General features: G+C 62.1%; 20 protein-coding genes and 1 pseudogene. 6 read left to right on the top strand and 15 right to left on the bottom strand.

Annotated features, from left to right (window positions below):
- The 5 genes from EN943_RS20295 to EN943_RS20270 all read right to left on the bottom strand — a co-directional run.
- The coding region (locus EN943_RS20295; protein WP_164778278.1) for an aminomethyltransferase family protein at positions 1 to 937 on the bottom strand (937 nt) is incomplete at its 3' end.
- A 626-nt stretch (positions 938 to 1,563) separates the two neighbouring features.
- Positions 1,564 to 3,126: a glutamine-hydrolyzing GMP synthase gene (gene guaA, locus EN943_RS20290; RefSeq protein WP_127414353.1), complete on the bottom strand. Its 1,563-nt coding sequence runs from the start codon at positions 3,124 to 3,126 to the stop codon at positions 1,564 to 1,566.
- Between the two features lie 55 nt (positions 3,127 to 3,181).
- A complete protein-coding gene (locus EN943_RS20285) occupies positions 3,182 to 3,850 on the bottom strand; it encodes a 5'-methylthioadenosine/S-adenosylhomocysteine nucleosidase (RefSeq protein ID WP_127414352.1) in 669 nt (222 codons plus the stop codon).
- Positions 3,851 to 4,039: 189 nt separating this feature from the next.
- Positions 4,040 to 4,498, bottom strand: coding sequence for a PaaI family thioesterase (locus EN943_RS20280; protein ID WP_095088397.1), 459 nt, complete (start codon positions 4,496 to 4,498; stop codon positions 4,040 to 4,042).
- A gap of 141 nt (positions 4,499 to 4,639) precedes the next feature.
- Positions 4,640 to 5,929 carry an RsmB/NOP family class I SAM-dependent RNA methyltransferase gene (locus EN943_RS20270; protein ID WP_127414351.1) on the bottom strand — a complete coding sequence of 430 codons (1,290 nt, stop codon included), beginning with the start codon at positions 5,927 to 5,929 and terminating at the stop codon, positions 4,640 to 4,642.
- 182 nt (positions 5,930 to 6,111) lie between these two features.
- On the opposite strand from EN943_RS20270, the gene EN943_RS20265 reads away from it, so the two are divergent.
- Positions 6,112 to 6,789 carry an MIP family channel protein gene (locus tag EN943_RS20265; protein ID WP_127414350.1) on the top strand — a complete coding sequence of 226 codons (678 nt, stop codon included), beginning with the start codon at positions 6,112 to 6,114 and terminating at the stop codon, positions 6,787 to 6,789.
- 86 nt (positions 6,790 to 6,875) lie between these two features.
- Here the strand turns inward: EN943_RS20265 and EN943_RS20260 are convergent, their stop codons facing one another.
- The 4 genes from EN943_RS20260 to EN943_RS20245 all read right to left on the bottom strand — a co-directional run bounded on the left by EN943_RS20260 (position 6,876) and on the right by EN943_RS20245 (position 10,722).
- A complete protein-coding gene (locus EN943_RS20260) occupies positions 6,876 to 7,682 on the bottom strand; it encodes an amino acid ABC transporter ATP-binding protein (protein ID WP_127414349.1) in 807 nt (268 codons plus the stop codon).
- Positions 7,679 to 8,620, bottom strand: coding sequence for an amino acid ABC transporter permease (locus EN943_RS20255; RefSeq protein WP_127414348.1), 942 nt, complete (start codon positions 8,618 to 8,620; stop codon positions 7,679 to 7,681). The genes EN943_RS20260 and EN943_RS20255 overlap by 4 nt, the downstream gene beginning before the upstream one ends.
- A gap of 143 nt (positions 8,621 to 8,763) precedes the next feature.
- Positions 8,764 to 9,621, bottom strand: a complete 858-nt coding sequence (locus EN943_RS20250) for an ABC transporter substrate-binding protein (protein WP_127414347.1) — start codon at positions 9,619 to 9,621, stop codon at positions 8,764 to 8,766.
- 93 nt (positions 9,622 to 9,714) lie between these two features.
- Positions 9,715 to 10,722: a 2-oxoglutarate and iron-dependent oxygenase domain-containing protein gene (locus EN943_RS20245; RefSeq protein WP_127414346.1), complete on the bottom strand. Its 1,008-nt coding sequence runs from the start codon at positions 10,720 to 10,722 to the stop codon at positions 9,715 to 9,717.
- 101 nt (positions 10,723 to 10,823) lie between these two features.
- Here EN943_RS20245 and EN943_RS20240 point away from each other — a divergent pair, with 101 nt between their 5' ends.
- Together EN943_RS20240 and EN943_RS20235 are read left to right on the top strand one after the other, a co-directional pair.
- The gene (locus EN943_RS20240) at positions 10,824 to 11,768 is read left to right on the top strand and encodes a nucleoside hydrolase (protein WP_127414345.1); all 945 of its coding nucleotides are present in this window, start codon (positions 10,824 to 10,826) and stop codon (positions 11,766 to 11,768) included.
- Positions 11,769 to 11,879: 111 nt separating this feature from the next.
- The gene (locus EN943_RS20235) at positions 11,880 to 12,554 is read left to right on the top strand and encodes a TetR/AcrR family transcriptional regulator (protein ID WP_127414344.1); all 675 of its coding nucleotides are present in this window, start codon (positions 11,880 to 11,882) and stop codon (positions 12,552 to 12,554) included.
- A gap of 129 nt (positions 12,555 to 12,683) precedes the next feature.
- On the opposite strand, the gene EN943_RS20230 is transcribed toward EN943_RS20235, so the two are convergent.
- Positions 12,684 to 13,208, bottom strand: coding sequence for a hypothetical protein (locus EN943_RS20230; RefSeq protein ID WP_127414343.1), 525 nt, complete (start codon positions 13,206 to 13,208; stop codon positions 12,684 to 12,686).
- Positions 13,209 to 13,309: 101 nt separating this feature from the next.
- Here EN943_RS20230 and EN943_RS20225 point away from each other — a divergent pair, with 101 nt between their 5' ends.
- Positions 13,310 to 14,218, top strand: coding sequence for a LysR substrate-binding domain-containing protein (locus EN943_RS20225; RefSeq protein WP_127414342.1), 909 nt, complete (start codon positions 13,310 to 13,312; stop codon positions 14,216 to 14,218).
- 315 nt (positions 14,219 to 14,533) lie between these two features.
- Entirely contained in the window at positions 14,534 to 15,424 is an 891-nt protein-coding gene (locus tag EN943_RS20220; RefSeq protein WP_245475916.1) for a LysR family transcriptional regulator, read from the top strand.
- A gap of 44 nt (positions 15,425 to 15,468) precedes the next feature.
- Here EN943_RS20220 and EN943_RS20215 read toward each other — a convergent pair whose 3' ends face one another.
- The gene (locus EN943_RS20215; protein ID WP_127414340.1) at positions 15,469 to 16,428 is read right to left on the bottom strand and encodes an SMP-30/gluconolactonase/LRE family protein; all 960 of its coding nucleotides are present in this window, start codon (positions 16,426 to 16,428) and stop codon (positions 15,469 to 15,471) included.
- Between the two features lie 286 nt (positions 16,429 to 16,714).
- On the opposite strand from EN943_RS20215, the gene EN943_RS20210 reads away from it, so the two are divergent.
- Positions 16,715 to 17,398, top strand: a complete 684-nt coding sequence (locus EN943_RS20210; protein ID WP_127414354.1) for a glutathione S-transferase N-terminal domain-containing protein — start codon at positions 16,715 to 16,717, stop codon at positions 17,396 to 17,398.
- A gap of 141 nt (positions 17,399 to 17,539) precedes the next feature.
- Here the strand turns inward: EN943_RS20210 and EN943_RS20205 are convergent, their stop codons facing one another.
- The 4 genes and pseudogenes from EN943_RS20205 to EN943_RS20190 form a co-directional block, all read right to left on the bottom strand.
- Positions 17,540 to 18,643, bottom strand: a complete 1,104-nt coding sequence (locus EN943_RS20205; RefSeq protein WP_127414339.1) for a calcium:proton antiporter — start codon at positions 18,641 to 18,643, stop codon at positions 17,540 to 17,542.
- 69 nt (positions 18,644 to 18,712) lie between these two features.
- Positions 18,713 to 20,484, bottom strand: a pseudogene (locus tag EN943_RS20200) (AMP-binding protein).
- 325 nt (positions 20,485 to 20,809) lie between these two features.
- Complete coding sequence (gene hisG / locus EN943_RS20195) at positions 20,810 to 21,508, bottom strand: ATP phosphoribosyltransferase (protein ID WP_127414338.1); 699 nt, start codon at positions 21,506 to 21,508, stop codon at positions 20,810 to 20,812.
- The coding region (locus EN943_RS20190; protein ID WP_206522782.1) for an ATP phosphoribosyltransferase regulatory subunit at positions 21,505 to 21,828 on the bottom strand (324 nt) is incomplete at its 5' end. The genes hisG and EN943_RS20190, both read right to left, overlap by 4 nt.

Genomic DNA, 21,828 nt, shown 5'->3' with positions numbered 1-21,828 from the left:
GACGATGGTCACCTGTGTTCGACATGCGCTGCAGCGCCACCTTGCCGATGAAATCGGCCTTGCGAAAATCGACCAGCCGGCCCAGGCCGAGGTCGAAGGGCGACGCACGATACCTTCCAGCCGCCTGAATGCCGGCGCCGCCATGGTCCGGGCCGGCACTTGTATAGTCGTAGCCAACGATCAGGAGCCCGGCTTCGAGACGTGCGATGTCGAGAGCCCAGGCACCGGCGGGAAGGATGCCAAAAGGCTTGCCTGCCGCCTCGACCGCCTCCCAGACGGCGACGCCGTCATCCGCCTTGACCCACAATTCATAGCCATGCTCGCCGGTAAAACCCTGGCGCAGGATCTCGACCCGTCTGCCGGCAATTGTGACAATGGCCAAGCGAGAGAACGGTAATTCCTGTACGGATTGCGTGACCGCCTCCAGCACTTCGCGGGAATGCGGTCCCTGCAAGGTGAGGATGCCGTAGCTATCGGATATGTCGGTGACACGGACGTCAAGGCCTTCGGCATGGCGCTTCCACCAGGAAAGGCCGGGATCGGCGGAAACGCGGAAGGTGGTTTCATCCATGCGGAAAACCAGACCGTCGCCGACGACATGGCCGTTCTCCTCACACCACGGTGCATAGTAAATCTGGCCGACCTGCAGCTTCTTGATTTCGCGCGGGATGAGCGCATCCATCATCCTCTCGGCATCCGGACCGGCAATGACATATTTCGACAGTGGCGACATGTCGCCCATGGCCACCCTGTTGCGGATAGCCGCCAGTTCCTCGACCATGTCGGAATAGCAATCGACGACCATGTTCCTGTCCCAGCGCATCCAGAGTGCGTTCTGGTTCAGTGGCGCCGTGCGCTCGACGAAGGGCGTGCCGCGAAAGGCGACATGGGCATCGGCCACCACGCTCAGGCCGGACGTGAATTTGATGTCGTTCATTTAGGTCTCCTCCCGGTCGCAAGGCACTTTGCCGCGACATTCGACAACGGGTGAGGAACAGCGCACCTCGCGCCATTGAACGAGACCATCCAAGCGCAGACCGCAGGACGGTTTCCTGCGAGCAGCAACCCGCTCGGTCAGATGTCTCTTGCCTCATCCGTATCTTGGCTGAGACTTTCACTTCGCAGCGTTTTTCGGAATGCCCCCGGTTGCCGACGGCATACCCACAATTCAACCGCAGACTCTTTGTGCTGTTTGAATTTCCACGGGAGACAGGTGGAAATAGCAATCTGATAGTCCCTCACACGGTCGTAGCCCACTTAAACGTGTGCGACTTCGTTCAAAATGTTGACCTCAAAAAAGTGCCGTCAGGGCCCGAGAAATCCGTGACGGTACTTTTCTCGGACGTTGAGCCGCGTATGAAAAGTACCGCCAAAGGTACCGTCAAATGAATCTTCTAGCCTTCACACCCAGCGTGGCCCAGGTTTGCAGAGATCAAAAAATCAGTGACTTAGACAGTCAATGGCTTCATTGATGATGTAGATCCGACTGTGAATGAGATGAACCGAAAATCATTGTTTTTTCTGCGAAAAATTACGCCGGAGCACTCCGGACTGCGCTAGCCCCTACTCCCACTCGATTGTTCCAGGCGGCTTCGACGTCACGTCGTAAACGACGCGGTTGATGCCGCGGACTTCGTTGATGATGCGGGTGGCGGCGGCGCCCAGGAAAGCCATGTCGTAGTGGTAGAAATCCGCCGTCATGCCGTCGACCGAGGTGACGGCGCGCAAAGCGCAGACGAACTCGTAGGTGCGGCCGTCGCCCATCACGCCGACCGTCTGCACCGGCAGCAGCACGGCGAATGCCTGCCAGATGGCGTCGTAGAGGCCGGCCTTGCGGATCTCGTCGAGATAGATGGCGTCGGCCTCGCGCAGGATTTCCAGCTTTTCGCGGGTGATGCCGCCGGGGCAGCGGATGGCAAGACCCGGACCTGGGAACGGGTGCCGGCCGATGAAGCTTTCGGGCAGGCCAAGCTCCTTGCCCAGCGCCCTCACCTCGTCCTTGAACAGCTCGCGCAGCGGCTCGACCAGCTGCATGTTCATGCGCGCCGGCAGGCCGCCGACATTGTGGTGCGACTTGATCGTCACCGAGGGGCCGCCGGTGAAGGAGACGCTTTCGATGACGTCGGGATAGAGCGTGCCTTGCGCCAGGAACTCGGCGCCGCCGAGTTTCTTGGCCTCTTCCTCGAACACCTCGATGAACAGCCGGCCGATGGTCTTGCGTTTTTTCTCCGGGTCCGACTCGCCCTCGAGGGCGTCGATGAAACGGTCCGACGCGTTCACCAGAATGAGCGGCAGATTGTAATGCTCGCGGAACATCGCCACCACGCCCGCGGCCTCGTCCTTGCGCATCAGGCCGTGGTCGACAAGGATGCAGGTCAGCTGGTCGCCGACCGCTTCGTGGATCAACAGCGCCGCAACGGAGGAATCGACGCCGCCCGACAACGCGCAGATGACCTTGCCCTTGCCGACCTGCTTGCGGATCGTCTCGACCGCGTGCTCGCGGTAGGCGCGCATGGTCCAGTCGCCCTCGATGCCGGCGATGTTGTGGACGAAGTTCTTGAGCAGCCGGGCGCCATCGGGCGTATGCACCACCTCGGGGTGGAACATGATGCCGTACATCTTGCGCTCGATGTTGCCGAAGATGGCGAAGGGCGAGCCTTCCGACTTGCCGAACACTTCGAACCCCTTGGGCAGGGAGATGACGCGGTCGCCATGGCTCATCCACACCTGGTGGCGTTGGCCGGGCGCCCACAGGCCCTCGAACAGCGGGCTGTCCTTTTGAATCTCGACGAAGGCGCGGCCGAACTCGCGATGGTCGGAGCTTTCGGCGACGCCGCCCATCTGCACGCACATGGCCATCTGGCCATAGCAGATGCCAAGCACCGGCACGCCGGCGTCGAAGACGATCTGCGGCGCGCGCGGGCTGCCGATATCGCCGGTTGAAGCCGGACCGCCGGACAGGATCACGGCTTTCGGATTGATGCGCTTGAATGCCGCTTCGGCCGACTGGAACGGCACGATCTCGGAAAACACGCCGGCCTCGCGGATCCGGCGGGCGATGAGCTGGGTGAACTGGCTGCCGAAATCGACAATCAGGACGGTGTCGGGATGATTGGCTGTTTTCATGGCGAGCGTTTAGAGAAAGAAACGAGTCGGCGCAATGGGTTGCGTAGCCCGACTTTCAGGCTGGTCTGGCATCTTCATGTGATGGTTCCGTCCGAAGGGCGCCGTCGCCGATTGCCTGTTCAAGCCGCATGACGGCGTCCGCCAGCTTCTCGTCGATGACATGTAGATATTCGGTCCAGTCGCCGACATGCCTGAGATCCGCCGCACCGTCGGAGATACCGCGCAGACCGATCAGCGGAATGTCGAACAACTGGCAGGCGCGCAGGCAGGCGAAGGTCTCCATGTCGACCATGTCGGCGGTAACAGCATCATAGGCCGCGCCAGTGATGATCGCGCCGCCGGTCGACAGGGTCGCCTGCCTGATGTCCGGTATCTTGAAGGGCAATGGCACGGTTACCGGCAGGTCGAGGAAGGGTGTGGCGCCCTTTTCGAAGCCGAGCGGCGAAGCGTCGATGTCACGGTAGCTGACCGAAACCGCCTGGTAGATTTCCGTCTGCTCCAGCGTCCGACTGCCGGCTGAACCGAGCGAAACAACCAGATCCGGCAGTGCTTTTTGCGATTTCAGCCAGGAGAGTTCGGCACCCAGCCTGACGCCGGCCTCGACCGGACCGACACCGGTCATCAGCGGCGTGAACAGTTGCTTGAGGTGCGGGCCGTATTCGGCCTGCGCCGCCATCACGAAGAGGACGTCCTTGCCAGACAGGCGGCGAATTTTATCGGTCATGACGATTTGCTCCTCTCCGCCCGATCATCTGTTTATCCGCACCGCTCGCCGGGACCCGCTGCCTCCGGCAGCTCCCGGCGTTCGTGGCCTTTCATCGTGCCGCCGGCCCCGGCCCTTCGCTATGGCTCCGGGCGTTCGTCGTTCGGAAAGCCCATTTGGGGGCTTTCCGTCCGCTGCGCGGACCACTCCTCACCCTTCTATGCCATCACGCCCGACCACCGTCATCATCGTTCCGGTCATGGTGGCGATCAGCTTGGCCTCGCCATCGGCGGCAAAGGCGTAGGCCTGGCCGTCGGCGACGATGATGGTGCGGCCTGGCTTGGTCACCGAGCCGCGGAACAGGAAGCGCTCGCCCCTGCCCGGCGCCAGGAGGTTGACCTTGAACTCGATGGTCAGCACGCCAGAATTTTCCGGCATCAGCGAAAACGCCGCATAGCCGCAGGCCGAGTCCAGCGCCGTCGAAATGACACCGGCATGCAGAAAGCCGTGTTGCTGAGTGAGTGCCGCCGAATAGGGCATCTCGATCTCGATGATGCCGGGCGTCACCAGCGTTAGTTCGGCGCCGATGGTGGCCATCGCCTGCTGGCGCGCGAATGAGGTCCTGACGCGATCCTCATAGTCCGGGGCGGGTACGATCTTTGCTGCCATGGCCGCTGCCTTCCTTTATGCGGATAAGCTTATTGCAGAGGCATGCACGGCAGGCAAATGCTTTTGCTGCACTGCAACAATTGGCTTCGCCTGCCGGCTGGCGGCATGCATCCGTCGGGAATTGGCGATATCCGATCCGATTCAGGCCGACCTGCGCAACGCACAGAAGTAAAACCCGTCGGTGCCGCTCAGCGCCGGCGACAGCGAGATGTCGCCTTTGATGCCGATACGCGCGGCTGCCTGATGGCCGGGAAACCGGCTGTCCCAGAGCTGGCGGTGGTCGACGGGAACAAACCCGCTGTTACGGTCCCGAAAGGCCGCGATCTGCTCGCCATTTTCCTCATCAAACACCGAGCAGGTGATGTAGACCAGCAGGCCGCCCGGTTTGACATAGGCTTTGGCCGCATCGAGGATCGCCGACTGTTCGCCCTTGCGGGCATCGAGTTGTCTTTGCGTCAGCCGCCATTTGGCATCGGGACGGCGGCGCCAGGTGCCGCTGCCGGTGCAGGGCGCGTCGACCAGCACGATATCCATGTGATTGCCGAGCGGCGCGAGTTCTGTGGGCTTGGTGACCACCTGTACATTGCGGTTTTCCGAACGGCGAATGCGGTCGAAGATCGGCGCCAGCCGTGCTTTTTCGGCATCGTGGGCAAATATCTGGCCACGATTGTCCATCGAAGCCGACAGTGCCAGGGTCTTGCCGCCGGCGCCGGCGCAGAAATCCAGCACCTGCATGCCGGCTTGCGCCCCGGCAAGGGCGGCCGCGATCTGCGAGCCTTCGTCCTGGACCTCGAACCAGCCCTTCTGGAAAGCCGGCTCGGCCTGCACGTTCGGGTGCCGGCCGTCGCCGTCGATCGGCGGGATGCGGATGCCCTGAGAGGCGATGGCTGCAGGTTTCGCGCCGGTTCCCGTCAGTTCGGCCAGCACCTTGTCGCGGTTGGCCTGCAAGGTGTTGACCCTAAGGTCCAGCGGCGGGCGCGTTGCCAGCGCCGCGCCCTCGTCGGCCCAGGTCGGGCCAAAGGCTCGCTCGAAAAGCGGCGCGCACCAGTCGGGAACATCCGCCCGCACCGCGTCCGGCGCGTCGGCGAGCCGATGGTCGGCGATGGCCTGAAGCTCGGCGGCGCTCAGCAGCGGCGGTGCGAACTTGTCACCATCCAGCGCCTCGTTGAGCGATTGTGCGGTCTGGCCCCATTCGAGCAGCAGCGCGCCGAAGCCGATGGCGCGCGGCGTGTCCTGCCCCAGCAGCCAGCCGGCGGAACGCTTGTGGCGCAAGGCATCATAGACGATGTTGCCGATCGCCGCGCGGTCGCCGCCGCCGGCGAAGCGATGCGACAGGCCCCAATCCTTCAGCGCGTCCGCCACCGGCCGGTGGCGCCGGCCGATGTCTTCCAGCACTTCGATGGCCGCAGCCAGCCGTCCGCCCAGTCGCATGGTCTTGTTCCGTCACGCAGAAAATTATTCCGGCCCTGCTCTAGAGCGCGCAACCGGCGCGCACAAGCAGGTCGGCTGGCACAACCGCTCTGCTTTCCAACTTTTCTGGTTGCGAATACTCTTCCGGTTATGATTCGCGGCGCGGAAAAGGTGGACCGGCGGATCGACACGAGGAGAGGGCAATGAAGACTTATCTGGCGGAAATTCTAGGCACATTTCTATTGGTGTTCATCGGTACGGCTTCTGTGGTGACGGGCGGCTTCGGCGGCGCGCTGCCGCTCGGCCAGGAAGGCATCGGTCTGGCGTTCGGCATCGGCCTCATCGCGGCGGCCTATGCGATCGGCCCCATTTCGGGCGCGCATCTCAACCCGGCGGTGACGCTCGGTGTCTTCCTTGCCGGCCGGCTGCCGGCCAAGGACGTCATCCCCTACTGGATTGCGCAGGTCATCGGCGGCGTCCTTGCTTCGCTGGCGTTGTGGATCATCGTTTCCGGCCAGGTTGGCGGACACACCACCGGCTTCGGCGCCAATGGCTGGGATGTGACGAAATGGGGCGTCAGCTCGGCATTCCTGTGGGAAGTGATCGGCACCTTCACCTTTGTCACCGTGATCCTTGGCGTCACGGCTGAAAAGCACTCGACGGCGTTCGCTGGACTGGTCATCGGCCTGACGCTGGCAGGATTGCACTTCGCCATCATCCCGGTGACCGGAACGTCGCTCAACCCGGCCCGCTCGATCGGCCCGGCGCTGTTTTCGGGAACGGCCGCGATCGGCCAGCTCTGGCTGTTCATCGTTGCACCGCTGATCGGCGGCGCCATTGCGGGTGTTGTCGCCAAGGCGCGCATCTTCGAGAAGGACTGAGCTCTTTGGAAGGTTGAGCAAAAAAGGTGCGGGCCACGGCCCGCGCCTTTTTTGCTGGATCCTCTCTTGGGTGGATTCTCTTGCCGTCAAAGCACCCGCGACAGGAACTCGCGGGTTCGCGGCGATACCGGATTGGCGATCATCTCGCGCGGAGCCCCGCGTTCGATGATCACACCGCCGTCCATGAAAACCAGTTGATCCCCGATCTCGCGGGCGAAGCCGACCTCATGGGTGACCACGACCATCGTCATGCCGCTTTCGGCCAGATCGCGCATGACCTGCAGCACTTCGCCAACGAGTTCGGGGTCGAGCGCCGATGTCGGCTCATCGAAGAGCAGGACCTTCGGCTTCATCGCCATCGCACGCGCGATGGCGACACGCTGCTGCTGGCCACCGGACAGTTCCCTCGGATACCGGTCGACCTTGTCCAGGAGACCGACGCGCCGAAGCAGTATCTCCGCTTCGGCCTTTGCCTGGTCCGGCGGGATGCGCCGAACCTGCGTCGGCGCCTCGATCAAATTCTCCATCACGGTCATGTGGGAGAACAGGTTGAACGACTGGAACAGCATGCCAGTCTCGGCGCGCCGCTGGCAAAGCAGGTCGTCCTTGACCTCGTAGAGCTTATCGTCCCTGAGGTCGTAGCCGACGAACTGACTGTCGACGAGCAGAATGCCGGCGCTGAGCTTCTCGAGATGGTTGATGCAGCGCAGGAATGTGCTCTTGCCGGAACCCGAAGGTCCGATGATGCAGGCGACCGATCCGACAGGCACGTCGAGATCGACACCCTTGAGGACCTCGAGCGGACCATAGGACTTTCGCACGCCGCGCGCGAAAACCATGGAGTCGGCTGGGACGCCGAAGCGGGCGCGATTTTCGTCCTTCACGTCGCTCATCGGGAAATGCCACGCAGGCTGATGACATTGCGCAGGAAGCGCATCGTCATGGGATCGCGGCGCGTATCGCTGCGACCGAAATGGCGCTCAAGGAAATGCTGTCCCACCGACATGATGCTGACCACCGCGAGATACCAGAAGGCGACCACGATCAGGAGCGGGATCGTCTCGAAGGTGCGCGCATAGATGCTCTGGGCCGAATAGAACAGGTCGTCGACGGCGATGAATGTCACCAGCGAGGTCATCTTCAGGAGGTTGATGGCCTCGTTGCCGGTTGGCGGCAGTACGAAGCGCATCGCCTGGGGCAACGTGATGCGCTTCAGGATCATGCGGTAGGGCATGCCAAGCGCGCTCGCCGCCTCGGCTTGGCCCGACGGCACCGACTTGATGCCGGCCCTGATGATCTCGGCCATGTAGCCCGCCTCGCACAGGGAAAGGGCGACGACGGCGGAGAAGAACGGCGTCATGAAATCATTGGTGCGCACGGAAAACAGCGTGCCGACAAAGGGGATGGTCAACGAGACTTCGCGCACGAGCAGCGACAGGTTGAACCAGAAGATCAGCTGTATCAGGGCCGGTACGCCACGGAAGAACCAGACGTACAGGCCTGCGAATGAACGCAGCACCGGGCTTGGCGACACGCGCATGATGGCGATGACCGTGCCGACAACGATCGCCAATACCATGATCACCGCGGTCAGCATCAAGGTGTTGCCCAGGCCGCGCATGACGGAGGGATGCAGGAGGTAACCCACCACCGTCGGCCAGGCAAAGGCAGGATTGCTGGCGAAGGCCCGGATGATGAGGAACGCCACCAACAGGGCCAGCGCCGTGCCGACCCAGATGCCGTAGCGGCGCTGCGGCACGACGGTCAGGCGCGAAACCGCCTCGGCGACGCCTGGTTCGATGCGTATCTCGTTTGGGTGGGCCACGCCCATCGCTGGTTCTCCTGGTCTTGATCCGGAAGCGGCGCCCGGCACGAGACCGGACGCCGACAACCGCTATCGCATCAGCCCGAAAATGATTTCGGAAAGCATGATCAAAGTTTTAGAACAAAGTGCGTCGGAACGGACGCACTTTGTCAGTCGGCGCGCAGCGCCTCCATGCTGCCCACAAAATAAGGCTCCTTGATCGCGTAGGCGCCCATGCCGTATTTGTCGAGAATAGCCTTGTAGGTGCCATTCTTGAACAGCTCGGAGAGTGCGCTCACCATCATGTCGGCGGTCTCCTTGTCATCCTTGGCGATCGCCATACCGAGCGGGGCGACTTCATAGAGGGTCGGCAGCACCACGAGCTGGCCCTTGCTGGTGACCTCGAAATAGCTCGATGCGGTCGCATCGTCCATGCGGGCGTCGACGCGGTCGGACAGCACCGCCTGGACAATATCCGTCGACGAGTTGAAGACCGATTTTTCGATGGCTGCCTGGCCCTTGCCGGTGCAATCCGTGCTCAGCTTGTCGACCAGGAAATCCGATGCGCTGCCGGCCGAAACGCCGATCCGCTTGCCGCATAGCGGGGTGTCGCCGCTGAAACTCGCCTTCTTGTCCGGCGACGTCGAAACGGCCAGGCCGGCCTTGAGGAACATGACGAAATCGACCTGCTTGAGCCGCTCCGGCGTGGCGGAGAACGTCTCCCAGGCGACCTTGAAACGGCCGGCCGCCAGCCCCGGTATCATCGAGGGGAAAGGTGTGCGCGCCACGTCCAGCTTGGCGCCGACCAGCTTGGCCACCTCACCGGCCAGTTCTATGATGATCCCGGTCTGCTTGCCGTCGGCGTCGAGATACTCGAAAGGCGCATAGTCCAGCGTGTTGGCGACGGTCAGCATGCCGGTCCGCTGGACCTCAGCCGATTTCGTCACCTCGGCGGCGCCTGACGGTCCGCTCCAGGCTATGGCAAGTGCGGCCAGCGCCAAACCTGCCATCTGTAAATGTGCTCTCATTTTCGTTCCCCTTTTTTGATTGCAACGGTTCCTGCAGTCTGCTCTCCAATCAGGGCCTCGCGTCCTCACCGACGCAGCCAAGCATCGATCCGTCTATGAATTGGCTGCCTCCGCAGCCTTCTTCTTGCGGTAGTGGTAGTTCTTGTCGATGCGCTCCATCAGGTAGTCGCCGTAGAGCACCGGCTCATATTTCGGCTGGCTACCGGCGGGCACGCAGACCGGCAGCGCCTCGATCGTTTCATCCATGGACGGGTCGAAGAAGAAGGGCTGGGAATAGCGCTCGCGCCCCGACCGGTTGATGACGCGATGCGGCGTCGAGACGAACTGGTCGTTCGACCAGCGCGCCAGGATGTCGCCGACATTCATCACGAAGGAGTCGGGGACCGGCGGCGCGGGAACCCAGTCGCCCGCCTTGTTCTTGACTTCCAGGCCGCCGACATTGTCCTGCGCGAGCAGTGTGATGAAGCCGTAGTCGGTGTGAGGGGCCGAACCGAAAAGCCCCTCTTCATGCGGCTGCGTCGGGTAATGCAGCAACCGCAGGAAGGTTGTCGGCTGATCGAAATAACAGTCGAGACTGTCGGTCGGAAGTCCAAGCGAAAGGGCGATGGCGCCGACCATCTTGCGGGCGAGCGTGCTCATCTCATCGACATAGCGTTCAATCGTCGGCCTGAAGCCGCCAAGCGTTGCCTCGTCCGGCCACTGGTTGGGGCCCTGCAGCGGCTTGTCGGCCAATGCCCTGGGGTCGTCGTCCTCGACCTCGTGCATGAAGAAGATCGATTCGCTCTGGTTCGGCTTGCTCACGGTCGCCACCGACGACGTCACGATGGTCGAGCCGGCAAAGGGCAGGTAGCCGCGGAAATTCCTGTCGATCTTCAGCGCCAGTTTCTGCTCCTCGGGCAGAGCGAAGAAGCGCTTGCTGGCTTCGCGAACCGCTTCGACGTCGGCACGCGGGATCGGATGCCCGACGACGTAGAGGAAGCCGATCGTCTCGAGATGGCGGCGCAGTGTCGCCGCCGTCGCGGCGATCGCCTCCTGGTCGCCGCCATAGAGCGCCGACACGTCGAGGATCGGAATTTCGGAAAAGTCGCCGCGTGCGTCCATTCGAACACCTTGTCTTGAACATAAGATACAGTACTGTATTTCTACACATCCAAATCGCCTCAGCAATAGGCTTTCGAACGCAACGGGAAAAACGCGGCACAATGGCACCACGCAAGATAATCATCGACACCGATCCAGGTCAGGATGACGCGTTCGCGATCCTTTTCGCGCTTGGTTCGCCAGCCGAACTCGAGGTGGTCGGCATCACGACGGTCGGCGGCAACGTGCCGCTTGCCCTGACGTCGAAGAACGCGCTCAAGGTCGTGGAACTGGCGGGGCGGCCCGATGTGCCGGTCTATGCCGGCTGCCCGGCGCCGATGGTGCGCAAGCTGATTACCGCCGAATATGTTCACGGCGAAACGGGCCTCGACGGCGCCGACCTGCCCGACCCCGTCACGCCGCTGCAGAGCGAACATGCGGTCAACTATCTGGTGCGCACGATCATGGATGCGCCGGAAGGCGAATTGACCGTCTGCACGCTCGGGCCGATGACCAACCTGGCCATGGCCATGACCATGGAGCCGAGAATCATTCCCCGGCTGCGCGAAGTCGTGCTGATGGGCGGCGGCTTTTTTCAAGGCGGCAATGCCACGCCTGCCGCGGAGTTCAACATCTTTGTCGATCCGCATGCCGCGCACAAAGTGTTCGACAGCGGCGTCCCGGTGACGATGGCCGGCATCGACTGCACCTACACTGCCCTGATGACGCCTGAATGGCTCGACGCCCTGCGCGCCACCGGCAGTCGCGCGGCGATCGAGGCCGCCAACATGGCCGACTTCTATCGCCAATACGGCATCCACAAATTCGCGACGGCGGCGCGTCCCATCCACGATGCGTGCGTCACCGGTTACCTTCTGGCCCCAGGGATCTACGAGCAGCGCCAGTGCGCCGTGACGGTCGATATCGTCTCGCCCGAGACCATAGGCATGACCGTCGTCGACTGGTGGCACGTCACCGGCCGCCGCAAGAACTGCAACGTGCTGCGCCGGATCGATCCGGCGCCGTTCTTCACGCTGATGCTGGAGCGGATCAGTGCACTGCCCTGAAAATGCGTGTCCGGCGATAGACGGTGACACGGAGAATTGCGAAGCAGTCCTGGGTCAGTTCGATAGGCGAATCGGCCATGCGCGTTGCGCGCGACGAAGGTCTCGAATTTCATGAACGGGAAAGGCGCGCTGGCGAAAACGAAAAGAGCGCCTCGACCGGCGGTGCGATCAAAAGCGGCGCGACAGACGCTCAGCCGCGAGGCCTGGATCGCGGCGGCGCGCAAGGTGCTGGAAAAGCGCGGCATCGGCGAGGTCAAGATCGACCGCCTGGCGCAGCAATTGAAGGTCACGCGGGGCAGCTTCTATTTCCATTTTGCCAGCCTGGCGGACCTTCGCGGCGGCCTCTTGCAGGAATGGCGAAACAGCAACTGCGCGCCGTTCTGGGCGATGCGCGAGATCCACGACATAGACGGCCTGCAGTTCTTCACCGACATCGTGCATGTCTGGGTGGATGAAGCCCCTTTCAGCCCGCTGCTTGATCTGGCTGTTCGCGATTGGTCACGGACATCGAAAAAGCTCGCTCAGGAAGTCAAGGACATCGACGATCTGCGCATCGAGCTGCTCATCCGGTCGTTCCGCGCCATGGGCTATTCGGAAGACGAGAGCATCGTGCGGGCGCGCATCACCTATTTCCACCAGATCGGCCAGTACGCACTGTCCTTCAAGGAAGACCCGGCGGTGCGCCGCCGCTATCAGCCGCTGTTTGGAGAAGTGCTGCTCGGACCGCTTGTCCAGGAACCTGGTACAGCACCGACGCCGTCGGAGATGCGGAGCGGGCGGCGTTAGGATTCGAAAACGGCCCCTCCGGATGCTCTAGAGCAATTCTAGGAAAAGTGTGAAGCGGTTTTCCGTCCAGAATTGCGTCAAAGCAAAGAGTTAGGGCATTTCGCCGTTTCCGTGAAACGGTGAAATGCTCTAGGAAGCAGTCGCACCGTCTGCGATGGCTCGAGTCGCGTTCTGGTGAGGACGTAGCAGAAAATAGAATGCGGCGATGTGCGTGATCAGCAGCAGCGGCACGTAGATGATCGGGATCGCGTAGGCGGCACCCAGCAGCTCCGCACGTTCGGGCAGGCCGACCTGGATGGCGTGATAATAGTCGACGACGAGCTCGACCGTGCCTACGAGATTGAAGGCGACGACGAACGGCCAGAAGAGCCGAGGCAGCCTCACCGTGAGCAGCGCCAGCATGGCCAGCAGCCCTGTTGCAAAGTCACCGTAGGCGGCAAACACCGCGAAGCCGGCTGGGAGATCGGGACTTACGATACCCGGCAGGATGAAGACGAGTCCGAAGAAGCGGAAGCTGTGCAGAGTGGCGATGGCTCGCTGCGCCGCGACCCGGTCCATTGAGCTCAGCCAGGGCCAGATGTATGCGCCGAAGCAGAGCAGCCACGCGACGTAGCCCAGAACGAGATGAGTTTGGAACACCATTTCCGTGGACATTTGGCCTCCTGTCAGCAGCTGGTTCACGCGGCCCCAGCCTCGGTCGGTTACCTCTAAGTCCGCTTCCATAGTTCGACTAGCCGGTGTAATCACAACAACCTATGAAGCAGAACTACACAGTTCGGCACGATGCGCTGGAGGGCGTCGAGGTGTTCCTGGCCGTTGCCAGGCGCCGCAACTTCCGCCGTGCGGCCGCCGATCTCGGCGTGACGCCGTCCGCCGTGAGCCAAGCGGTACGCACGCTGGAGGCCCGCATGGGTGCGGCGCTGTTCGTCCGCACGACGCGGAGTGTCGGGTTGACCGAGGCTGGTCAGCGGTTCCTCGACCGTGCCGGCCCCGCCTTCGAGGAACTCGTCGCGGCAGGCGAGGCCGCGCGTGACGTCGGCCAACGGCCGACCGGGCTGCTGCGCCTGTCCGTACCCCGCGCCGTCGTGCCGTTGATCCTGGAGCCAATGATCGCATCGTTCTGCCGAACCTATCCCGTGATCGAACTGGAGATCGCCGCGAGCGACGAGATGGTCGATCTCGCCACCGGCGGGTTCGATGCCGGCATCCGCCTTGGCCAGTTCATCGCGCCCGACATGGTCGCCGTGCGGCTGACGCCGTCGTTCCCGTTCGTGGTTGTCGGCAGCCCGGACTATCTCGAGCGCCATGGCGCCCCCGAGCACGTCGAGGATCTGCGCCACCACGCCTGCTTGCGCTTGCGCCGCTCGAACGGCGCCATCGCGCCCTGGTCTTTCGTCGACGGCAACGGGACGATCGAGGCGATGGTCTCAGGCCCGCTGATCGCGCACGACTATCCGACGTTGCTTGGCGCCGCGATGCAAGGCATTGGGTTGGCGCAGACGCCTCGACCCGTCGCCGAAGGTCCGATAGAACAGGGAAAACTCAGATCGGTGCTGGACGGCGTCGCCGCCACGACTCCAGGCGTCTTCCTCTATCATCCCGGCAAACGCCAAATCCTGCCCAAGCTGCGCGCCTTCATCGATCATCTCAAATCCGCGGAGTGAGGCGTTGGCTTCCGGGCGGGGTGTTCGAGAAGGACTGAGCTTTGGAAGGTTGAATACGAAGGCGCGGGCCGTGGCCCCCTGAGGTGCTTGGTGCAAGAGACCGATCAAAGGTACTATGACCCGGATGGCCGAACAGACCTCAGTATGGTGGTCAAATCCGGCCACGCCGGCTGACTGTTGACTGGAACCGCATGCTCTTCAAACCCGGAACCGTGCTAGAGATTGCTATCGATTGAATAGTGCCTGCTGGTTCGAGGTCCCCCCTGCTGGTTCGAGGTCCCATTGACACAACGGCTATCGGATTTCGACATTGGCTTGCTGCTGACGCTCGACGCGCTGTTGAAGCACCGGAACGTCACCCATGCGGCGTCGAGACTAAACATTACCCAATCGGCCTTGTCGGCCCGCCTGACGCGCCTGCGTCAATTGCTGAACGACCCACTCTTCACAACGGCGGCGTCTGGACGGGGAATGATCCCGACGCCTCACGCCCTGGCACTTGAGCCCGAACTTACGCGGCTGCTCGAACGGTTGAGCGATTTCGTGAACACCGCTCACCTGTTCGACCCTGCGACAAGCAAAAGGGTCTACCGCATCGCCGCAACGGACAATCCGGCAGCGATCCTGGCACCGGACCTCGTTCCGCGGTTCAAATCCCAGGCTCCCAACGCAAAGGTCGCCTTTACGGTGCCCAACAAGTCGAGGATCATCGAGCATCTGGAGCAGGGCGACATCGATCTCTTCATCGGAGCCGCCGAAGACGGTTCGAGTGGTCTGATCGGGCAGAAACTGTTCGAAGAGGAATTCGTCACCGCCCAGCGGCACGGCCATCCGCGTGGCAAGGGGCCGATCACCCTGGACGAATTCTGTGCCCTAGACCATCTGCTCATTTCAACGAGCGGCGGGCATTTTGCAGGGATGATCGACGACGCGCTTGCCGAGATCAGCCGCTCGCGCAATGTGACGGTCTCCATCCAGAGCTACGCACTGGCCCCGCTCGTTCTGGAAAACAGCGATCTGATCTGCACCCTGCCCCGGCGTTTCCTGAGGCGCTTCGCTCAGGTCCTCGATCTGTTCGAAGCCCCCTTGGAGCTCTCGCCGTTCGCCATGAACCTGTTCTGGCACCCACGAATGCGCAGTGACCCCGCCCACATATGGCTGCGCAAACTGGTGTTGCAGAGCGCTCGCACTGGTCACGAGGGGTAGTGGCCGAACACCACGCAATCGTTCCGGCCACCACATGCCTGCACTCAGAGCTTCTGAAGCAGGTAGTCGCCGACCTTGCCGGCAGCGGGATCGAACAGCGTGTCGAGCCGCGAATTCAGCACGTAGACATCGCCGCCCGAAATCACCGCGGCCGTCGGCATCGACATGATGCTGCGCTCCTGCCGGACGATCGTTGCCGATGCCCACCCGTCGGTGGATACCAGTTCGACGGTGCGATCTGCGCCCAGGTTCTGCACCACGATGAGGTGTTGGTCATCGATCAACTGAATGCCGTCGGCACCCGTGAGGGCCTCGGGCAGTTTAACCGGTTCGACCTTGCGGGGGTCGGCGATGCTGACGCGAAACAGCTCACCCGTATTGTATTTGCCCACGAGCAGATAGCCGTCCTTGTGCCAGGCGATGCCGTTCAGCTTGAAGCCGTCGCCATTCGTGAAGCGAGGATCCTGCGCAAAGATCGTCGCCTTGCCCGCTGTGTCGATGCGGTAGACGATCGGGGCAAAACTGTCGGTCACATAAGCGTTTCCGTCGGCGTCGAGCGCGATGTCATTGGCAAAATGCGTGCCTTCGCTGAGGCTGCCGAGATCGTAGTAGGCCCGAGGCTGACCGGTCGTGGCATCATATGTGGCCACCGCCGCAAGCTTGCCCTTGGTCGCCCCACCGGTCCGATCGCCGACGCCCGGATCGGAGTTCGTCACCCAAAGCGTGTTGCGCTTGTCGTCGACAAGCAGACCCGCCGTGGAAACCAGTCTCGCATCGTGCAGGAACACCGTGTACTTCCCGGCTTTGTCGACCTTGGCCACCAGGCCATGACTCACCGAGCCGACCATGAAGGTGTCCTGCCTGGCCGACCATGTCATGCTCTCCGGATAGCTCTGGTCGGAGGCGAACGAAATCCCCTGAGCCGTGCTGCCGGCCGTCGATGGCGATACAATGTTGAAGAAAATCATGGCTGCGACGCCAGACATTAGAGAACGAGAGATCATGATCGGTTCCTTTCGGTCGGTTGATTGATGTCACCGCTCTAGAACCCTGAGCGCGCCTCGAGAAATCGCGTTTCACGATGAGACGAATCGATCGCGTTCATGGGTTCGGGACTTGTTGAAATCCAAACCCGCCCCATCGCCCGACCTGCCATGAACGGGCTCGATGCCACCAATCCGCAAGATCGATTGGCGCGCTTGCGGGCAGGCCGGCATGTTTCAGGCGCTCAACATCAGCAGACGCCGATCGGGCGGACTGGGTGAATGTTCAACGATGGAACAGAAAAAGATGCTCAATCTGTATTTTCACGCCACGCCGAATTCGATGAAGGTGGCGGTGCTGCTGCAAGAGCTGGAATTGCCCTTCGACGTCTCGCCGGTCGATATCTTCAAAGGCGAGCAGCACACGCCGGAATTCAGGGAGATCAATCCAAACGGCAAGGTGCCGGCGATGGTGGACGGGGATGTAACGATATTCGACTCCCACGCCATTCTGCTTTACCTCGCCGACAAGCACGGAAAATTCATTCCAGGCGACCTGAAGACCAAGGCTTCGATGCTGTCCTGGCTTCAGTTCGTGGCCACGGGCCTATCGCCGTTTTCCGGCCAGGCAATCCACTTTCTGCACTACGCGCCGGAAGATATCGCCTATGCGAAAAATCGCTACGTGAAGGAGCTCGAACGCCACTACGCGGTTCTGGACCGTCGGCTTGGACAGGCGCGATATCTCGCCGGCGACGAGTACACGATCGCCGACATGGCGCTTTGGGGTTGGGCCGCCTCCGCCGGATATGTATTCGGCGAGAAGGGCCTTGGCGACTATCCCAATGTCATGCGCTTCATGGACGAGGTGACCAAGCGCCCGGCGGTCCGGCGAGCCCTGGACATGAAGGCAAGGCATACGTTCAAGGCTGAGCTCGATGCGGAATCACGTCGCGCCATGTTCCCGCAAAACGAGAAAGATGCCGTATGACCCGTGCCGCCGGCAGTTTCCGCTGTCGGTGGATTTCGAACGCTGCCGTAGACCGCGTTGAATGCGATGAATCCAAGCAGTCCGTTGACAACCGGCGGTCGTCTCGTCGCCGCATCCAATTGCCAGCCTGAGCTAAAGTTTTCATGGTACAAATATAAGAAATAGATATGTAAGAAATACCACGATATGGACAGCACCCGTCAAGAATGTTGTTCTTTCAGTACTAAAGCTCACATTGCATATGAAGAGCGCTAAAATCAAAAGCACTGTGTCAGTCGCTGGAAGCCCCAGGGTTAACCCCCTTCCCGTCAGCAGGCTGGCGGCTGCGACCGCCGGTATCGTCAAACCAATTGTGGCGCAAGCGGAACCCATCGCGACATTCAAACCGCGTTGCAGCTCATTGTTGAGTGAAGCGCGCACCGCCGAAATGGCCTCCGGCATCAACACCAGCCCGGCGATCATTGCCCCCACAATGCTGTCAGCCTGGGTCACCTGGTAGGCAACGAGCGTATCTTCGACGCTTGCCGCGACCTGCTCGGCGAGCATGACAATTCCGATCAGGCCGGCCATCAGCAACAGAGCGCTGGCAGAGATGTTCTCGTGAGGGGCAGTCCGCAGCGAAACGCCTCGGGCCTTCCCTTCGATAAAGTCTTCCCGGTGGCGGACGGTCTGCGCGAACACGAAGCTTGCATAAAGCAGCACCGAGAGGACGCTGACGAAACCAAGTTGGGCTGCCGAAAACGTGCCGGGATCCGTGGTCTGGGTGTAGGTCGGCAAAATAAGCGTCATGACGGTAAGCGCGATCAGAACCGCCAGATAGGCACTGGTCCCCTGCCGCACGATGGCCTGCTTGCGATGACGCCAGCCACCAAGCGCGAGACACATGCCGACAACGCCGGTGGATGTGATCATCACCGTCGAGAAGACGGACTCACGTGCAAGCGTAGGGTTGTTTTCTCCATGCAGCATCATGGAAACGATGATCGACACCTCGATTGCCGTCACGGCAAAAGTCAGCACCAATGTGCCGTAGGGCTCTCCCACACGCCGAGCCACCGCCTCGGCGTGGTCGAGCACCACGAAAATGGTGACGAACATGATCGCACTCGAAAGCGCTCCGACGAGTACCCTGACGCCCAGCGAACCTTCGTCCGCCGACAGCCCGCTGGCCCTGACGGCGACAGCCATCACCAAGGCGGCCAGCGGCATCGCATATGAAGTCATCGAACGTCCGAAACCGCTCATGCAAGCCCCTGCGCGCTGCTGCGAACCGTGGCTGCATTCGCGCACCGACAGATCGAAGCGTTCACCCGTTCACGCCGTCTTCTGCGTCACCAACCCCAGCTCCTCCACCATCGCCTCGCGCATCAAGAACTTCTGCGGCTTGCCGGTCACCGTCATCGGCAATTCGGTGCGGAAGCGTATGTGGCGCGGGATCTTGTAGTGGGCGATCTGGCCTGCGCAGAAGTTCTTGACCTCCTGCTCGGTGGCAATCTGGCCGGGCTTGAGCACGATCCAGGCGCACAGCTCCTCGCCATATTTGGCGTCGGGAATGCCGAACACCTGCACCTCCTTGACCTTTGGATGGCGGTAGAGGAATTCCTCGACCTCTCGGGGATAGACGTTCTCGCCACCACGGATGACCATGTCCTTGACCCGGCCGACGATGTTGCAATAGCCCTCGGCGTCGATGGTGGCGAGGTCGCCGGTGTGCATCCAGCCGTCGCTGTCGATCGCCTCACGGGTCTTGTCGTCGTCGTCCCAGTAACCCTTCATCACCGAATAGCCGCGCGTGCAAAGCTCACCCGGTACGCCGACCGCAACGGTAGCGCCATCGGCATCGACCGCCTTGACCTCGACATGGGGGTGGATGCGCCCGACGGTCGAGACGCGCTTTTCCAAGGGGTCGTCGACGCCGCTCTGGAACGAGACCGGGCTGGTCTCGGTCATGCCGTAGGCGATGGTCACCTGTTGCATATGCATCAGCGACACCACCTTCTTCATCACCTCGATCGGGCATGGCGAGCCGGCCATGATGCCGGTGCGCAGGCTGGTGAGATCGAAGGCGGAAAATCCGGATGATCGAGCAGGGCGACGAACATGGTCGGCACGCCATAGAGCCCGGTGCAGCGTTCCTGAGCCACCGCCTTCAGCGTGGCGCCGGCGTCAAACCCTTCTCCCGGGAAAACCATGGTGGCGCCTTTCGAGACGCAACCCATCGTGCCCATCGACATGCCGAAGCAGTGGTAGAGCGGCACCGGTATGCACAGCCGGTCATCGACGGTCAGCTTGATCGCCGAAGTGACGAAATTGCCGTTGTTGACGATGTTGCCGTGGGTCAGCGTCGCACCCTTGGGGGCTCCCGTGGTGCCTGAGGTGAACTGGATGTTTATGGCCTCGCCCGGCTTCAGCTTCTCCGAGATGCGGTCGAGGCTGTCATGCTCGTCACGCCCGGCCATGGCCAGCACATCACCGAAATTGAACATGCCGGGCGAATTCTCCTCGCCCATGCGGATGACAATTTTCAGCGCCGGCAGTTTCTGTGCCTTGAGCTTGCCCGGCGTGGCCTTGGCGATCTCGGGCGCCAGCGTCTCGATCATGCCGAGATAGTCCGAGGTCTTGAATTTGGCCGCGGTGACCAACGCCTTGCAGCCGACCTTGTTCAGCGCATAGTCGAGCTCGGTCAACCGATAGGCGGGGTTGATGTTGACCAGGATCAGGCCGATGCGGGCGGTGGCGAACTGCGTCACCAGCCATTCCCAGCGGTTGGGCGACCAGATGCCGACCCGATCGCCCTTTACCAACCCCAGCGCCAGGAAGCCGGCGGCCAGCGCGTCCACCGTGTCCGACAGTTCGCTCCAGGTGAAGCGCTTGTCCTGGTCGACGAAAACGGCGGCGTCGAGCGTGCCGTATTTGCTGACGGTGTCGGAAAACAGCGCGGGGATGGTCTTGTCGAGCAGCGGCACGCTGCGTTCGCCAGAGACATGCGCCCTGTTGTCGACGGGTGCGACGAAGACACCGCCAGCACGCGCGCCGCGTCCGCGCAGATTGGTGGCGTTCTTCAGCTCGTCGAGATTGACCGGCATCGCTCTCTCCTCCCGGGACCTAAAGCGCGTCGCGCTGAAACGCGACGCGCTTTAGGTCCTTGTTTTTGTGCATGTCGTTCTCCCAAAACCGAGATCACTTTTGGGCGACATGCATTAGCCGAACCTATCAGCCTGCCGGGGTGGAGGAAATCCCGCCGATGGTCATGAAAAGGGCAACGATCCGGTCAACGGTGCTTCGGAGCTTCGCGTTGGCTGACAAAGCGTCAAAACGAAAAAACCCGCCTGGGCGGCGGGTCACTGGCGCAAATCAGCACCATGGGCAAAAATGTAGCATAGCTGCCCTCACCGGTCAAGGAAATAATTCCTATCCGACCGCAGCCGCCATCTTCGCCGCGATGTCGCGCAGGACCGCTTCATCGGCCGCCGCCCGTGTCTTCTTCGACGCCACCAGACAGGCCTGCGAGCGCAGGACGAGGCCATCGCCCAGCACCTTGAGATGATTGGCGCGCAGCGTCGAGCCGGTGGTTGTGATGTCGACGATGACATCGGCCAGTCCCGCCGCCGGCGCGCCTTCGGTGGCCCCCAGGCTCTCGACGATGCGGTAGACCTGGATGCCGTGCTTCTGCGAGAAGAATTGCTGGGTCAGCCGCCAGTATTTGGTGGCGATGCGCAGCCGCCGGCCATGACGCTGGCGAAAATCGGCGGCGACGTCGTCGAGATCGGCCATGCTGTCGACGTCGAGCCAGATATCCGGCACGGCCACCACGACATCGGCATGGCCAAAACCGAGACGGGCGACAATTTCGGCGCGGGTCTCCCAGTCGGCAAGGTTTTCACGCACCAAATCCTCGCCGGTGATGCCGAGATCGACCGCACCCTGGCCGATCTCACCTGATATTTCGGAAGCCGACAGAAACACCACTTCGACATCATCCAGGCCCTCGACGCGGGCGTGGTATTTGCGCTCGTCGCCGGGCAGGCTGACAGCGAGGCCGGCTTTGGCCAGCACGTCCAGCGCCTGTTCTTTCAGGCGGCCTTTCGACGGGATCGCCAGCGTGATCATGGCGCCGTCTCCCGCAATGCCTCGATGCGATCGAGCCAGACGGAAAAGCCGACGCCGGGGATAGGCGTCTTCGCGCCAAGCAAGGTCAGCAGCCGGTCATAGCGGCCGCCGCCGACCAGCGGCCGGTCGCCATTGTCGGCCGCGATTTCGAAAACCAGGCCGGTGTAGTAATCGAGCGGGCGGCCGAAAGCGGCGTCGTAGCGAATTTTTTCGGCCGGCAAGCCATGCGCTTCGATCGCCTTGGCGCGGGCAGCGAACTTTTCCAGCGCGACATCGAGCGACAGACCGGCGCCGCTGGCGAAGGTCTCCAGTGCCTGGGC

The organism is Mesorhizobium sp. M7A.F.Ca.US.006.01.1.1, from assembly GCF_003997935.1.
GTDB lineage: Bacteria > Pseudomonadota > Alphaproteobacteria > Rhizobiales > Rhizobiaceae > Mesorhizobium.
The sequence above is the reverse complement of the archived record's forward strand: the minus strand, read 5'-3'. Positions and strand labels throughout refer to the sequence as shown.